We start from the raw sequence: 15515 nt of genomic DNA on the forward strand, positions 1-15515 counted from the left end.
GCCCGTCCGGCCATCCCACCGCGGCGCCGGCTCGGCCTCCTCGGCTCCGCTTGATGGCCCGGCGGGACCTCACGCCGGAGCGGGTCCCGCCGGGAAGGCGGGTTCAGTTGCCCACGCCGAGGTTGGACATGAACGCGGACGGGTATCGGTCGCCGCGCGCCGCGCCCAGCGGCACCGCCTTCTCGATGTCGGTGAGGTCGTCCGCGGTGAGGTTCAGGTCGATCGCGGGCAGCGCCTCGGCGAGCCGCTCGCGGGTGCGCGCGCCGACCAGCGGCACGATGTCCTCGCCCTGTGCGGCCACCCAGGCCATGGCCAGCTGAGCGACGGTGCAGCCCTTCGCCTCGGCGATCCGGCGCAGAGCGTCCACGAGGGCGAGGTTGTGTTCCACGTTCCCGCTGGAGAAGCGCGGGCTGATGGCGCGCATGTCGCCGGGTCCGGCGGTGTGGCCGGCCCTCCAGTGCCCGGAGATGAGGCCGCGGCCGAGGACGCCGTACGCGGTCAGGCCGATGCCGAGCTCCCGCAGTGTGGGCAGAACCTCCGCCTCCACCGCGCGGGAGATCAGTGAGTACTCGATTTGCAGGTCGGCGATCGGGTGCACGGCGTGTGCCCGGCGGATCGTCGCCGCATCGACCTCCGAGAGGCCGATGTGCCGCACGTACCCGGCGTCGACCATCTCCTTGATCGCGCCCACCGTCTCCTCGATCGGGACCGCAGGGTCCAGCCGCGCGGGACGGTAGATGTCGATGTGGTCGGTGCCCAGCCGGGTCAGTGAGTAGGCCAGGAAGTTCTTCACCGCCTCGGGACGGCCGTCCTGCCCGCCGAACTCGTGGCCCGGCCCCCGCAGGTGGCCGAACTTGACACTCAGCACGTAGCCGTCGCGATCCCGGCCGCGCAGCGCCTCGGCGAGCAGCAACTCGTTGTGGCCCATGGCGTAGAAGTCGCCGGTGTCGATCAGCGTGAGGCCGGCCTCCAGCGCGGCGTGCACGGTGGCGATGCTCTCCGCGCGGTCGGCCGCGCCGTAACCGCCCGACATGCCCATCGCACCCAGGCCCAGCGCGGAAACGGCCGGTCCCGTGCGGCCCAGGGTTCGTCTCTGCATCATGTTCTCCCTTGCTGATGTCGTCTCGCCACATCGTGGGCCCGGGCCGGGGCGGGACGGAATCGGAGCGTTCATCATGGGAGAGCCGCTCCCTGGCTCGGCTCGCCTGCCGCGAGGCAGCATGGAACCATGCAACGTGACCAGCTCGCCGACTTCCTGCGCCGCCGCCGCGAGGCGATCCGTCCGGCCGAGGTGGGCCTCCCTGACAGCCCCCGCCGCCGCACGAGCGGCCTGCGCCGGGAAGAGGTGGCGATGCTCGCCGGCATGTCGGTGGACTATGTGGTACGCCTCGAGCAGGGCCGCAGCAGTCAGCCCTCGACCCAGCTGCTCGCCGCGCTGGCCCGGGCGTTGCGCCTGTCCGACGACGAGCGCGACCACCTGTTCCACCTGGCCGGCCACCGGCCCCCGCCCGCCGACGGGGTGGCCCGCCTGGCCCGCGCCGGCCTGATGCGCATGCTCGACCTGCTCGGCGACACCCCGGCCGTGGTGCTGTCCGACCTGGGGGAGGTCCTCGCCCAGAACCGGGCGGCCATCCTGCTGACGAGCGACCTCACCGGCCTCTCCGGCGACCGGCGCTACATCGTCTACCGCTGGTTCACCGACCCCGCGACCCGCGCCGTCCACCCGCCCGAGGAGCAGGAGCATCAGGCCCGTCAGCTCGTGGCCGACCTGCGCGCGGCCGTCGGCCGCCGGTCAGGCGACCCCACGGTCGCCGGACTCGTCGACCGGCTGCAGGCCGCCAGCGCCGACTTCCGCCGGCTCTGGGCCGAGCACGAGGTGGCGGTCCGGCGCGCCAGCCGCAAGACCCTGCTGAACTCGCGGGTGGGCCGCATGGTGATGAACTGCGAGACCCTGGTCACCCCGGACCAGCGTCAGCAACTGCTGGTGTTCACGCCGGCGGACGCCGAGACCCGCGAGCGGCTGGAGCTGCTGCGGGTGCTCGGCATCGAGGAGTTTCCCTCAAGCGCCCGCCACGCCACGTCCGCACCGCCGAACTCGACGCACCGAACCCGGTGAACGCCGTGAACGCACCCGGCTAGTGCCGGCCGCCGTCGGCGGGGCCCGGAAGGGTCGGGGGGTCGTCGCCGGGTGGGCTCGGGTCTAGGTAGCGGAAGGCCTCGTGGGCAGAGCTGACACTCCGCCTCAGCGCCTGCTCCAGCCGGTCGGCGTCGGCGGCCAGCCGCTCCAGCTCCGTCGTGGCGAAGCCGTCCGCGCCGGTCTCGGCCACCAGCTCCTCGTACTGGTGCAGCCGGCCGCGCAGCTCCTCGATCTGCTGATGGGCGCGGTACGCGCGCTCGGCCTCGGTGACGTTGGCCGCGTAACGTTCCAGCGCCTCGACGCGGGCGATCACGGCGGCCTCGCTGCTGTCGAGCGCCCGGGCCAGGGGCGCGGCCACCGCCTCGACCTCGGGCGTGACGCCACGCGAGACGGTCTCCCTGTGTTTGGCGCGCAGTGCCGACAACTTGGCCAGGAGGCGGGCGATCTCCCACTCCTGTGCGGGCAGCATCACGGCGTTGCGCGCGTCGTCGAGCAGCCCTTCGGTGTTGACCCGGGAGCCGGTCACGGCGGCGATGGCCCGCTGGGCGCGGCTGAGCAGCCTCTTGGAGGACTCGTCGAGGTCGTCGGTCAGTACGTAGCGGCCCTCGTACCAGCGCAGTTGCTCGTAGATCTCGCGCTCGAAGTCGTCTTCCTCCTCGCCCGGCAGGTCGTTGCGGACGAACAGCACGATCATGAGGGGGATGCCGAAGAGCACGAGCATGAGCAGGCCGAGTCCCCTGCCCGCGGCGCCTAAGCCGAGCATCAGCCCGAAGAAGGCCACTGTGGCGAAGGCCGCCACCATCCGCCAGTGCGCGCTGGACAGGACCCTGCGTGGTTGCGGAGCCCAGCCCTGACGCATCTTGATGAGGATCCGCCGGCTCTGTTTCAGCAGTTGCGCGTCGTCCGGCGGCACTCCGGGGTCTACCACGACATCCGCCACAAAATCGGATCCTAAGCGAAGTCACCCCCTAAGGTGGCGAAAAGCCTCATGCGCCGAACTGACGCTGTCGCGTAGTGCCTGCTCAAGGCGGTCGGCGTCATCGGATAACCTTCCGAGCTCCGGCACGGCCGACCCGCCGGCGCCCGACTCGGCCAGGAGCTCCTCATAGCGGGGCAGCCGGGCGCTGAAGCGTTCGATCTGGCGCCTGGCGCGGTAGGCGCGCTCGGCGTCGGCGACGTGGCCGGCGTAACGTTCCAGCGCCTCGACGCGGGCGAGCACGGCCCGCTGGCTGCTGTCGAGCGCCTCGCCGAGGGCCTCGGCCACGGCGGCCACCTCCGGGGTGACGCCTTCGGAGACGACCTCCTGGTGCTCGGCACGCAGCTCGGACAACTTCGCCAGGAGCCGGGCGATCTCCCACTCCTGTACGGGCAGCATCACGGCGTTGCCGGCGTCGTCGAGCAGTCCCTCGGCGTTGACCTGGGAGCCCACGACCTGCTCGACGGCCTCCTGGGCGCGGGCCATGAGCGCGCGGGCGGGCTCGTCGAGGTGCTCGCGCAGGACGTAGCGGCCGTGGTAGTCGCGGCTTTTGTCGTGGACGAGACGTTCGAGCGCGTGGCGGCGCTCCACCTCGGCGTCTGGCCGGGGTCTGAGCAGGAGGGCGACGACCATGAGCGCGGCTCCGGTCGTCATCACGACAAAGGGGGTGTAGAGACCGGCGACGAAGAGGGTGAGGCCGTACAGCCCGGCGAGCGCGGCCGTTCCGGTGACGGCCAGCTGGACGGTGAGGCCGGCCACGAGGCGCAGGCGCTTGTGCGCGGGCGCCCAGCCGTCGTGGATGCGGGCGAGGATCTCGGGGTTGTCACGCAAGAGGGCCGCGACGTCGCGGGGGACCGCCGGATCGACTATCACCTTCGCCTGACGTCCGGCCACGTAACTGATCCTATGTACTCATGCTCTGGGACGGTCTGTCCGGCTGTCAGCCTTCCAGATATTTGAACGCCTCATGCGCGGAGGCGACGCTGCGCCGTAAAGTCCGCTCCAGCACGTCGGCGTCCTCGGCCAGCCGCTCGATCTCGCTCACCCCCAGCGCGTCGGCTCCCGACTCGGCCAGCAGTTCCTCGTAGCGCGGCAGCCGCGACCGCAGCTCCTCGATCTGACCGCGCGCGTGGTAGGCACGCTCGGCCTCGGCGACGTGGCCGGCGTAACGTTCCAGGGCCTCCACGCGGGCGACCACGGCGGCCTCGCTGCCGGCCAGCGCGCGTTCGAGCGGCTCGATCACCGAGGCGACCTCCGGGGCGATGCCCCGGGCCAGCAGCTCCTTGTGTTCGCCGCGCAGCGCCGACAGCTTGGCGAGCAGGCGGGCGATCTCCCACTCCTGGGCGGGCAGCATCACCGCGTTGCGGGTGTCGTCCAGCAAGCCCTCGGCGTTGACGTGGGAGCGCAGCACCGAGCCGATGGCCCGCTGCGCCCTGCCCAGCACGAGCCTGGCGTCGTGGTCGAAGTCGTCGGCCAGGAGGTAGCGGCCGTCGTACCAGCGGGCCTGCTCGTACACGTGCCGCTCGTGCGGGCGGTCGTCCTCGGGCACCTCGCTCATGGAGGCGATCTTGACGAGGACGATGAAGACGTACGTGCCGAGCAGCACGAACCCGGCCGGCGCCATGCGCGCGGCCAGGAGGACGGCCATGAGCGCGATCACGGCGGGCGTGATGGCCAGGAGCATGACGCTGGAGGGGCCTTTGCGGCGTGTGTGGTGCTCCGCGGCGGGGGGCACCCAGCCTGCCCGCACCCTCGACAGCAGCGGGGCATTCGCACGCAACAAACCGGCTACCTCCGGGGGAACGCCCGGATCGACGACCACACCCACGCTCTGTCCTGGCACCCTGGCGCCCCCAACGCTCGTGATGTTCGGATATTACGTAACATTCGGGCGGAGTGTCAGCCTCGGAAAGGTCAGGGCCGGGAACCCCACGTGCACGCGCCAAGCGCTTTCCACGGTCGCGCGCACCGGGACGGCGCCGCGACTCGTGCGTCGACCAGCACCGACGCCCCGGCCTGCCCTCCTTGATGCGCATCGACGAGTCCGCGTGCCCTCCCTGGCGCGCCGTTGGAAAACCCGGCATTAGCGCGCCGGCGGAGTGGCGCCAGGCGGCGGCCGAGCCCGGGCCAGATGCCAGGACGATGGCCGCGGCTCTGGGGCCGCCGCGCGGCAGCGGCGCCGGCGGACACCGCCGACGCGACCTCGGGCCGGGCACGCGGCCAGGCCGACCCGAGCGCCATCGCGCCGAGCAGCGTGGCCGAGCAGCGTGGCCGAGCAGCGTGGCCGAGCAGCGTGGCCGAGCAGCGTGGCCGAGCAGCGTGGCCGACCAGCGTGGCCGACCAGGTCGAGCGGCCTGGAGCAGTCGGGTACGGCATGCGCAGTGGCCGTGCGGGCGGCCGGCGACGATCAGCGTGGAGCTGCCGGTGGATCCGTCGGCTCCCTGACGTCGTCGTGGAGGTCCCACAGCTCGGTCTCCGGGATGCCGGCCTTGACGAGCTGCTCCCAGGTCGCCATCCGGCCCGCCGGGTCGGCGAGCAGGGCCTGCAGCAGCGGCCGCAACGCGGCGTGGTCGGCGCCGGGCTCCGCCCACAGCGCCCCCAGCGCTTGGTGCATGGCGGGCGAGCGGACCGCCGCCGTCCGCAGCAGCTCCTCCAGGATGCCGACGCGGTCCCGGAAGGGCAGCGCACGCCCCTCCCCCAGCGCGCGCAGCAGCAGGTCCAGTAGCCGGCGGTGGCGCGGCGAGTGGCCGGTGGCGACCGCCACGACGACGTCGCCCATGCCGGAGGGCCGCGTCCCGCCGAGCACGACATCCTCCTTGCCGCCTTCGACCACCCGCTGCGCCGACAGCGCGGTGACCAGGCCCTGCCAGCCCTCCTCCCCCAGCTGGCCCTTCCACAGGTGGGTGAACGACGCCCAGCGCTCCAGGTAGTCCGGTCCGGGCAGCAGTGAGGAGACGGTGACCGGCTCCTCCGAGGCGCAGGCGATGAGCAGGGTGAGGTTGGCCGAGTACGCGGCCAGGCGCCGGGTCAGCGTGTGACGCACCGGGCGGAAGCCGGTGAAATGGCGGCGGCTCCGCTCGTACAGGGAGCGCCGCAGCAGCCCGGTCAGCAGCTCGGCGCAGCGAGCCCGCACTGCGCTCGGCACCTCGTCGAGCAGTTCCAGGATGAACCCGACCGTCGCCCCCCGCTCGGCCAGGCAGGAGTGGGACGTGACGGCGTACAGCAGGTCGTCGTCCACGCTCTGCACCAGAGCGAGCGGCTCGTCCCCGGCGTGACGGCGCCGCCGGTCCAGGTCGCGCAGCGCGTACATGGCCAACCAGGCCACCAGGAACTCGCCGAACGTGGAATGCAGGAACGCGTGGCCGTTCCTGCGCACGAAGAAGAACCGCTCGGTGGCCCTGCGCGCCCAGTCGACGTGGCCGTGCTCGTCGGCCCCGTCGTCTTCGCCGCCGTGGCACAGGGCGGGCAGGTCCCGGTCGAGGGACTCGTCGGTGATGACCTGGCGGCCGCGGGCCAGCATGGACAGTGCCACCGTGCCCAGCATGACGAGCTCCTGGTCGATCAGCACGCGCCGCGCCCCGCCGGTCTCCCGTTCGGTGAAGTCCCTCAGCAGGACCTCGTACAGGCGGGAACGTTTGAGCGGCGCGGGCGTGCCGCGCTGCAACGCGTTGCCGCCGGCGTCGTAGAGCGCGAGCAGGAGCAGCAGGAGCGGCTGCCTGGCCATCTCACCGTGGGCGAGCGCCGCCTCGGCGGGCAGCGGCTTCAGGTCGCGCCTGGCCAGCAGGGCGCGGTTGGCCTGGTCCCAGATGGTCAGCCACTGGCGCACCTGGTCGTCCTCGAACGGCTGCAGCTCCAGCGCCAGCAGCCCGTCGGGGAACCTGATCCGGTCGGCCACCACGGTGCGGCTGGTCACGATCGCCGCGACCGGCCGGCCGAGGCCTGCCTCCCGGTGCTGGAACGCTTGCACCTGCGCCAGGTAGTCGTAGCGGTCGACGCCGCCCTGCACCAGCTCGTCGAACCCGTCGAGCAGAATCACCGGCAGCGCCCCGTCGGCGGCCGACACCAGCTCGGCGTACTCGACCTCGTCCCCCAGGAGCGCGCCGACGGCCTGCTCGATCTGCTCGGTGACGCTCGCCCGCGCTGCCACGCTCTGCAGGTCCACCCTGATCGGCAGGAACTCAGAGCGGGCCAGCCGCGCCGCCAGCACCTCGGTCAGCTTCGTCTTGCCCGAGCCCGGCTCGCCGAGCACGAGCAGCGGCGCCTGGGTGGCGCGCAGCGAGGTGAGGTGCCCGACCAGGAACGCCTCCGTGTCGGGCAGCAGCCGCCGGCTCTCCCACCAGGTGCGTAACGCGGGGGTGGCCTCGCGGGTGAGCTCGGCGACCCGGCAGCGCGGGGTGAGGTAGCCCTCGCCCAGCAGCGGCAGATAGACGTCCTCCGGCAGCTTGCCGGCCAGCAGGAGCGGCTGGTCGAGGGCGTTCGCGGCCATCCTGGCCAGGTGGATCACCGGACGGTCGCCCACCCGCGGCGGGGCCAGCTCGGCCAGCAGCCACGCCACCCGCGACAGCGCCGTCGCCGGTTGCGGACGCTCGGTGACGAGGCTGCGCACCCCGAACTCGTGGCTGTCCAGCGCCAGTGACCGGTAGTCCTCGTCATAGATGCGCAGCGCGTGCGCGGGCGGCCCCTCGGCGAGCATCCTGGGCAGCAGGAGCTGGTCGTCGACGGTCAGCTCGTCCCAGATGGACAGGCCGCCGACATACCCCGCCATGGCCTCGGACATGCGCAGGTAGGCACGTTCCACCGCCTGACGGGTTTCACCGTACGGAAGGTGTGGCTCGGGCGTGGGGAGCCGCTCGAGCAGCAGCTCCGCCATCAGCCTGGCGAAGCGCTCGGGGGTCGGCACGCCACGCGAGATCGCCTCGGTCCGGTCGAGCTGCTCCAGCGTGAACGGCAGCTTGGCCTCGCCGAGCGCCTCGAAGTACGCCGAGACCACGATCACGGCGTGCGCGGCGGCCAGGCGCTGCGTGCGGGTGTGCCGGTCCACCCCGCCGCGCAGCTCGGACATGCGGGCCGCGATGTCCTCGCCGTAGCGGACGATGGAGTGCCGCATGTCGGCCAGCCCCGTCACCAGCTGCTGACCCCCGGCCAGCGGCCAGCCGGTACGCTCGGCGGCCGCGGCGAAGCCGATCACCTTGGCGAGCCTGCTGTCCTTGCATCCGAGCGTCCTCAGGGCGTCTGCGTAGCTCGGAGTCTCGATCATGACCTTCTCCCGGGACTGGGATGTCCCATCATGCGCCGTATACCACCGTCTCGCAGGCTTCCCGTCACTTTCCTCCTATGGCCTCGGCGATCTCGGGCAGCGTGGCGGGGTCCTCGATCGTGGACGGCATGGTGTACGGGTTGCCGTCGGCGATGTCCCGCATCGTGGCGCGCAGGATCTTGCCCGAGCGGGTCTTCGGCAGCCGGGCGACCACCACGGCGCGGCGGAAGGCGGCGACGGGGCCGATGCGCTCGCGCACCAGGGCGGTCAGCTCGCGTTCGAGCTCCTCCGGGTCGCGTTCCGCGCCTGCCTTCAGCACCACGAAGCCCATCGGGAGCTGGCCCTTCAGCTGGTCGGCCACGCCGATCACGGCGCACTCGGCGACGTCCGGGTGCGCGGCGATGACCTCTTCCATCGCGCCGGTCGAGAGCCGGTGCCCGGCCACGTTGATCACGTCGTCGATGCGGCCCATGACGTACAGGTAGCCGTCGGCGTCCAGGTGGCCGCCGTCGCCCGTCAGGTAGTGGCCGGGATAGCGCTCCAGGTAGGAACGCCGGTAACGGTCGTCGTCGCGGTAGAGGGTGGGCAGCGCGCCGGGCGGCAGCGGCAGCTTGACGGTGACCGCGCCGTCGACGCCCGGCGGGAGGTCGTTGCCGTCGGCGTCGAGGATGTGCACGTCCCAGCCGGGGACGGGCCTGGTCGGGGAGCCGGGCTTGATCGGCAGGGGCTCGAGGCCGACGCAGTTGGCGGCGATCGGCCAGCCGGTCTCGGTCTGCCACCAGTGGTCGATGACGGGGATGCCGAGCAGGTCGGACGCCCAGTGGTAGGTGTCGGGGTCGAGGCGTTCGCCGGCCAGGAAGAGATAGCGAAGTCCGGACAGGTCCCACTTTTTGGCGAAATTTCCGGATGGGTCCTCTTTTTTGATGGCCCTGATCGCGGTCGGCGCGGTGAACAACGTCCGGACGCCGTGCGTCGACACGACCCGCCAGAACGCTCCGGGGTCGGGAGTGCCGACAGGCTTGCCCTCGTACAGCACGGTCGTGCAGCCGGCCAGCAGCGGGGCGTACACGATGTAGGAATGGCCGACCACCCAGCCCACGTCGGAGGCCGCCCAGTAGACCTCGCCGGGCGCGGCGCCGTACACGTTCGCCATGCTCCAGTGCAGCGCGACGGCGTGCCCGCCGTTGTCGCGCACTACGCCCTTCGGCGAGCCCGTGGTGCCGGAGGTGTAGAGGATGTAGAGCGGGTCGGTGGCGGCCACGCTCACGCAGGCGGCCGGCTCGGCACCGCGTACGGCCTCCGCCCAGTCCAGGTCGCGCCCCTCGACGAGCCCGGCGACGCACTGCGGCCGCTGGAGAATCACGCACCGGTCGGGCCGATGCGCGGCCTGCTCCAGTGCGGCGTCCAGCAGCGGCTTGTACTCCACCACCCGGGCCGGCTCGATCCCGCACGACGCCGACATCACGACCTTCGGCCGGGCATGATCGATCCGCACGGCCAGCTCCCTGGCCGCGAACCCGCCGAACACCACCGAATGCACGGCGCCCAGCCGCGCGCACGCCAGCATGGCGACCACCGCCTCCGGCACCATCGGCATGTAGATCACGACAGTGTCACCGGCGCGCACGCCGAGGTCCCGCAGCATGCCCGCGGTCCGCGTGACCTGGTCGAGCAGCTCTGTGTACGTGAAGGTGCGCACGACGCCCGTGACGGGGCTGTCGTAGATCAGCGCGGCCTGCTCACCGCACCCGGCCGCCACGTGCCGGTCCAGTGCGTTGTGGCAGCTGTTGAGCCGCCCGTCGGGAAACCATCGGCCGTCGCCGAAGACGGTGGCGGGCGCCACGTCCCAGTCGATGCCGCGGGCCGCCTCGGCCCAGAACTCGTCGGGGTGTTCGATGCTCTGCCGGTAAGCCTCGTCAAAACCGCCCACTTGTCGATCAGAACAGCCGCCGACCCTATGACGCAAGATGTTCGGGTGAGTGATGACCTGATCCTTTCCGTCGTCCTGGGTTCGCGTGCGTACGGGCTGCAGACCGAGGCCTCGGACACCGACCGGCGGGGCGTGTTCGTGGCGCCGACCGCCGCGTTCTGGCGGCTGGACAAACCCGCCACGCACCGGGACGGGCCGCTGCCCGAGCAGTTCTCGTGGGAGGTCGAACGCTTCTGCGTGCTCGCGCTCGACGCCAACCCCACCGTCCTGGAGTGCCTGTGGTCCCCCATCGTGGAGGTGATCACGCCGGCCGGGCGGCGGCTGCGCGACCTGCGCGGGGCGTTCGTGTCGGCGAAGGCGCAGCAGTCGTTCGCCGGGTACGCCGATGCGCAGTTCCGCCGGCTCGACCCGGCCGCGCCGAAGTGGAAGCAGGCCATGCACATGGTGCGGCTCCTGCTCAGCGGCCTGCACCTAATGCGTTACGGTGAACCGCTGGTCGACGTCACGCCGCACCGTGAGCGGCTGCTGGCGATCAAGCGGGGCGAGGTGCCGTGGGCGGAGGTGGACGCCTGGCGGGCGGCCCTGTCGGCCGAGCTGGCCGCCACGCCGAGCGTGCTGCCCGCGGAGCCGGACCGGAAGCGGGTGGAGGACTTCTTGATCGGCGTACGGAAGGAGAATCTGTGAGCGTGTTGCCCGGCTGGCTGTCCGAGATCCCGGGTGAGCAGCCGTACCCGCTGGTGTTCGCGACGGTGAGCGGCGCCCACCTCTACGGCTTCCCGTCGGTGGACTCCGACGTGGACCTGCGGGGCGTGCACGTGCTGCCGGTCGAGGAGGTGGCCGGGTTACGGCACGGGCCGGAGACGCTGGAGCGGACGTGGACGCGTGACGGCGTGGAGATGGACCTGGTCACGCACGACCTCGCGAAGTTCTGCCGGCTGCTGCTCGGGCGCAACGGGTATGTGCTGGAGCAGCTGCTGTCGCCGCTGGTGGTGGCGTCGTCGCCGGTCCACGAGGAGCTGGTGGCCATGGCGCCGGGGTGTGTGACGCGGCACCACGCCCACCACTACCTGGGGTTCGCGCGGACGCAGTGGGGGCTCTTCACGAAGACCATGGAGCTGAAGCCGCTGCTCTACACCTTCCGTGTGCTGGCCACGGGGACGCATCTCATGCGTACCGGGGAGCTGGAGGCCGACCTGACGCGGCTGTACGCGTACGGGCCCGCGTACCTGCCCGAGCTGGTCGCCCTGAAGCGGGACGCCGAGCACGGGCGGTCGCCGTCCGTCCTGGGGCTGGAGGCGGATGTGGAGCGGATGACCACAGGGTTGGAGGAGGCGCGGGACGCCTCGGCGCTGCCGGAGCGGGCAACGGCGGAGGAGGCGCTGCACGATCTCGTGGTACGGGCGCGGCTGGCGGCGCCGTGACGCTGGTGGGCGGGCAGGACGCCCCGTCGATGGGTGACGGCGTAGCTCGTCCTGACCGTGGCACTCCGGATCCGATTCCCTCCGGCCCTATATTTGCGTCCATGTCTGGCTCGCCCATACAGCCATCCCCCTTCCTCCTGTTCGCCGCGCCCCTGAAGGAATCCAGCGAGTACGCCGGGCCAGGTCGCTGCTCGCTGTGCTCCCTGGAGGCCGATCCCACGTTCGATCTCGGCATCGGCGCCGATGTCATTCACGAATGCACGCACTGCGCTCGGTCGTTCGCGGTGCCGGCCGACGAGCATGAGACGGCGACCGTCGACTGTCCGCATTGCCGAGCCGCGATACCGGTGGCCAGGCTGAATGACCCGGCGGCCTGCGTCTCCTGTCTGCGCCAGGGCAAGGCGGTCCTGACCAAGGACACCGAGTATGGAATGGTGCGCTGGGAGGATGCGATGCGCGGTCGCACCCACGGCGTCCCCGACCTTCGCCACGCCCCTGGGTTCGAGCTGGACATGCCCGACGGCGACGACTGGGTGGGAGTCTTCATCTCTTCGGAGACCCTTCTCGAACTCGTGCGCACGCCGACCTACTCAACCTGGCAAGGAGAAATGTGGCTGTTCTGCTGTGGCCAGGCCATGACGTACCTCGGCGAGTGGGGCAAGGAGGATTTTTCCGCCTATGCACCGGAGGATCCGGAGGGCGCCTTCCTGATGGCCATGCGCAACGGCGACTCGGCTGGCGTATGGGAGCATCTGCCCGACCGCTTCCCTGCGCATGCTGGAATCGGATCCCACGTTTTCGGCTGCCGCACTTGTGATGGCCGCCGGGGCCACATCGAACTTGCATAAGAACTCCCGCCACTGCTCGTGGGTCATGCCTGCGGCGCCGGCGCGGCCAGGTATCCAAGGGGTCACGGCGACCTCCTGGCCCCCTGTCGTCGTGGCTCGCGAGAAGGCGCTCATCCCGTCACCGTCCCAGCGCCCGCGCGGAGCGAAGAAGCGTGCGCGTGCACCCACCAGGCGAGCGGAAGTGCGATCAGCACCACCGCCTGGATCGCGAGCAACGCCGGAACGATGCCCCAACGGTCTGCCATCAGGCCGGCTCCCAGGGCGACGAGCGCGTAGAGCACGCTGCCGAGCAGCGACGCAAGCGAACCCATCGTCGCGCGTTCCCGGTCGGTGAACTCGCGCTGCAGCAACGTCTGCTGGGCGATTGTCGACATGCCGTAGGCCGGTGACCCAAGCAGCACGGGCGAAAATACCGTCGGCTTGACCAGCGCCACGAAGTTCGCCACGTTGTCGAACAGCTCACCGAACAGCAGAGTGCGGGCCGCGCCCACCCGGCCGATCACCCAACCACTGACGCGGAAGCCGACGAAGGCCACGCCATGGCCGAAGGTGCGCCACAGGCCCAGCGCCCAGAGCGGCCACAGCCCTGCCACGAAAACAGGCGACAACTGGGCCGCGCTTTCGCTGCTGTAACGAAGCGCCGACACCAGAGTCATCCGGCGGAGCACCGGATTACGGCGGATGCCGCGCAGGGCCGATCCGAGATGCACCAGCACGTTCGATTCCAGCGGGCCGTGCACCCGCGGTTCCCGGACCCGCAAGGCGACGAGCACGCACAGCACCTGCGGCACGACCGACAGCGCGACCACCACACGCAGCGACCAGGCGCCGGCGACCACGCCACCTATGGCTGCCGCCAGTGCGAGTGCGATCTGGAACATCGAGTTCACCCGGCCCGAGTGCCGGGGGAACTCCTCCTCCCGGCCGGCTTCGAGCAACGTGTCGTAGAGCAGAGATTCGTTGTTGCCGCTCCACAGTGAGGTCGCCAATCCCTCCAGCACAACAGCTGCCAGGAGGAGGCCGTAGCCTGAAGCGCTGGCGTACCCGAGATGGGCGGCCACCATGACGACGGCACCGGCGATCATCGTGCCGCGTCGGCCGAGGCGGTCGGAGAGCACCCCGGTAGGGACTTCGAACGCTGCCGAAGACAGCATCTTCACCGCCAGGAGGCTGGCGGCAGCGGTGTACGAGCCGGTGACTTGCGCGAAGTAGATGACCATGATCGGCCCGTACATGCGGAAGTCGCCGAAGAAGTTGAACCAGCTCAGCAGGCGGACATTCCGGTTGACAGTCTGATCAGCGGAGTTCGGAGCAGGCGGAGCTGACCTCGACCGTTGAGATGTCCTGCCGAACGGGGCAGCGATCAGGCGTTCGACCAGGACACGTACACGGAGCAGTGAAGAATGACGAGCGGACACAGCAGAACTCCCGGAAAGGCGAACGGAGACGCCAAACAGCGCCAAGGGCCGGTGACACGTTTCACCTCGCCCCGGCGACCGGGATGTGTGCTGACTTTGCTGCTACACGCGCGGCGTTACAAGCCTGCGACTGCGGTCACCAAGGGGCGAACGGAAGCTCCGGTCATCGTTGTAGACATCAGTGCTCCTCAATTCCCCAAACGGACGGGATTCCGCAACAGCTTCAACTCTAGCGACCGAAGGACCTACGTGTCCGCTGAATCACGGACACAACGGCGGGTAACCGCGCCTCATGGCCGCTCCCATTGAGGGGCTGGATTGATCAAGCGGCCGGTGCGGTGAGATCGGATAGCGTCTGCGATTCTCTGTGTTTACCTGAGTATTTCCGGCAAATCGGGCGGGCGTGGCCGTGGCGGGCCGTCTCCGTACTCTCCGAGGGGGAGTACGGGGGTGGCTGCGACGCGGTGGAAGCCGGTCCGGTGTTGAGGATCGCGTACAGGCCCTGTACGCCCCACGGGTGGGTGGGGCGCCTGGGGTGCCTGGCCCGCCGGACGCTCTCCCGCCCCGGGCGTGCCGGGGTCGGGGGCGGGCACCGCGCGCCGGTCGGGCACACGGCTGGACGTCGTTGAATTGTTTGCCGAGTGACGGTTCTGGGTGCGGGTCGGCCGTTTGGGGGTGGGGCGGTTCTTGGATCTGTCCCGTGCCGCAGGGCGGGGGTGCAGGTCGGTTCGGGTGCGGCGGGCGCGCCGGGCGGCCCGGGTGGGTCTGCGTGCCCGGCGGGCGCGGGCGACGTTGCCCTCCACGACCGTGGGGATGATACGGGCGCCGGTGGCGCGGTGGGTGCGGGTGGCGTGCTGGCCGAGCAGGCCGCGGGCGAGGATGCGTTCGGCTGCGGCCCAGTCCCGGTCACAGGACAGGCCGCAGGCCGGGCAGTACGCCCACGTCCAGCCGCGCTCGGCGAGCCGGTCCGCCGCAGGGCAATGCCGCAGCACCGACGTGCCGTCCCCGCACCGGGGACAATATTTGGAGGTGCCGCGAGCCGGGACGGTGACCACGGCGATGGCGTGCTTGGCCGCCAGGTGCCGGATCGCATCGACGATCTGCCCGCGGACCTGCCCCGACAGGCGCGCGTTGGCACGTCCGCGGCGCCCGCGTGCTTCCAGGGTGGCCAGGTCTTCCAAGAAGATGATCGTCGCCCCGTTGGCGCTGGCCTGGTCGACCGCCCAGCGGGCCGTCGACCAGGCCAGCGCGTGGTTCAGGTTCCGGATGCGGGCGCACACGCGCTCGTGTTCGACACCGGTGGTCTGGTAGGCCGCGGCCAACGCGGCGAAGCGGGGATCGGCGGGGGTGATGCCGGCCAGGAGCCTGGCCTGGTGCCGGTGCTTGGCGGCCAGCTGCTCCCGCTCGCCCCGCAGCCGGTGCAGCTTGGCCGAGACGCCGGTGGCGTCGTAGGTGAGCGGCCGCCCGTCGCAAATCACCCGGCCCTCGCCGGTCAGACGGCCGGTCACGCCGGTCAGGAGCGTGTTAC

12 protein-coding genes are annotated in these 15515 nt (G+C 71.1%); 4 read left to right on the forward strand and 8 right to left on the reverse strand.

Going from position 1 to position 15515, the window contains the following annotated elements; all coding sequences use genetic code 11:
- Window positions 1-103 precede the first annotated feature (103 nt).
- Window positions 104-1102 (reverse strand): aldo/keto reductase, encoded by a 999-nt coding sequence (locus tag Q9G87_RS25170; RefSeq protein ID WP_305918913.1) that lies wholly within the window; start codon window positions 1100-1102, stop codon window positions 104-106.
- Window positions 1103-1228: 126 nt separating this feature from the next.
- On the opposite strand from Q9G87_RS25170, the gene Q9G87_RS25175 reads away from it, so the two are divergent.
- Complete coding sequence (locus tag Q9G87_RS25175) at window positions 1229-2116, forward strand: helix-turn-helix transcriptional regulator (RefSeq protein ID WP_305918914.1); 888 nt, start codon at window positions 1229-1231, stop codon at window positions 2114-2116.
- A gap of 19 nt (window positions 2117-2135) precedes the next feature.
- On the opposite strand, the gene Q9G87_RS25180 is transcribed toward Q9G87_RS25175, so the two are convergent.
- The 5 genes from Q9G87_RS25180 to Q9G87_RS25200 all read right to left on the reverse strand — a co-directional run bounded on the left by Q9G87_RS25180 (window position 2136) and on the right by Q9G87_RS25200 (window position 10300).
- Complete coding sequence (locus tag Q9G87_RS25180; RefSeq protein WP_305918915.1) at window positions 2136-3077, reverse strand: hypothetical protein; 942 nt, start codon at window positions 3075-3077, stop codon at window positions 2136-2138.
- A gap of 21 nt (window positions 3078-3098) precedes the next feature.
- Window positions 3099-4007 carry a hypothetical protein gene (locus Q9G87_RS25185; RefSeq protein WP_305918916.1) on the reverse strand — a complete coding sequence of 303 codons (909 nt, stop codon included), beginning with the start codon at window positions 4005-4007 and terminating at the stop codon, window positions 3099-3101.
- Between the two features lie 46 nt (window positions 4008-4053).
- Entirely contained in the window at window positions 4054-4941 is an 888-nt protein-coding gene (locus tag Q9G87_RS25190) for a hypothetical protein (protein ID WP_305918917.1), read from the reverse strand.
- 579 nt (window positions 4942-5520) lie between these two features.
- The gene (locus Q9G87_RS25195) at window positions 5521-8370 is read right to left on the reverse strand and encodes an NACHT domain-containing protein (RefSeq protein ID WP_305918918.1); all 2850 of its coding nucleotides are present in this window, start codon (window positions 8368-8370) and stop codon (window positions 5521-5523) included.
- A 64-nt stretch (window positions 8371-8434) separates the two neighbouring features.
- Window positions 8435-10300 (reverse strand): propionyl-CoA synthetase, encoded by a 1866-nt coding sequence (locus Q9G87_RS25200; protein ID WP_305918919.1) that lies wholly within the window; start codon window positions 10298-10300, stop codon window positions 8435-8437.
- Window positions 10301-10345: 45 nt separating this feature from the next.
- On the opposite strand from Q9G87_RS25200, the gene Q9G87_RS25205 reads away from it, so the two are divergent.
- The 3 genes from Q9G87_RS25205 (at window position 10346) to Q9G87_RS25215 (ending at window position 12569) form a co-directional block, all read left to right on the forward strand.
- Window positions 10346-10984 (forward strand): nucleotidyltransferase domain-containing protein, encoded by a 639-nt coding sequence (locus Q9G87_RS25205; protein WP_305918920.1) that lies wholly within the window; start codon window positions 10346-10348, stop codon window positions 10982-10984.
- The gene (locus Q9G87_RS25210; RefSeq protein ID WP_305918921.1) at window positions 10981-11721 is read left to right on the forward strand and encodes a nucleotidyltransferase domain-containing protein; all 741 of its coding nucleotides are present in this window, start codon (window positions 10981-10983) and stop codon (window positions 11719-11721) included. Before Q9G87_RS25205 ends, Q9G87_RS25210 begins: the two co-directional genes overlap by 4 nt.
- A 101-nt stretch (window positions 11722-11822) precedes the next feature.
- Window positions 11823-12569, forward strand: coding sequence for a CbrC family protein (locus Q9G87_RS25215; RefSeq protein ID WP_305918922.1), 747 nt, complete (start codon window positions 11823-11825; stop codon window positions 12567-12569).
- Between the two features lie 110 nt (window positions 12570-12679).
- Here Q9G87_RS25215 and Q9G87_RS25220 read toward each other — a convergent pair whose 3' ends face one another.
- Window positions 12680-13987: an MFS transporter gene (locus tag Q9G87_RS25220; protein ID WP_305918923.1), complete on the reverse strand. Its 1308-nt coding sequence runs from the start codon at window positions 13985-13987 to the stop codon at window positions 12680-12682.
- Window positions 13988-14358: 371 nt separating this feature from the next.
- The coding region (locus Q9G87_RS25225; protein WP_305918924.1) for a zinc ribbon domain-containing protein at window positions 14359-15515 on the reverse strand (1157 nt) is incomplete at its 5' end.

It is taken from the genome of Nonomuraea turcica (assembly GCF_030718205.1).
In the GTDB taxonomy this organism is placed as follows: domain Bacteria; phylum Actinomycetota; class Actinomycetes; order Streptosporangiales; family Streptosporangiaceae; genus Nonomuraea.

What these genes read in the sequence shown, in the direction of transcription:
- Q9G87_RS25195 (WP_305918918.1), bottom strand. Translation starts at nt 8,370, where the DNA reads ATGATCGAGACTCCGAGCTACGCAGACGCCCTGAGGACGCTCGGATGC.
- Q9G87_RS25215 (WP_305918922.1), top strand. Translation starts at nt 11,823, where the DNA reads ATGTCTGGCTCGCCCATACAGCCATCCCCCTTCCTCCTGTTCGCCGCG.
- Q9G87_RS25175 (WP_305918914.1), top strand. Translation starts at nt 1,229, where the DNA reads ATGCAACGTGACCAGCTCGCCGACTTCCTGCGCCGCCGCCGCGAGGCG.
- Q9G87_RS25170 (WP_305918913.1), bottom strand. Translation starts at nt 1,102, where the DNA reads ATGATGCAGAGACGAACCCTGGGCCGCACGGGACCGGCCGTTTCCGCG.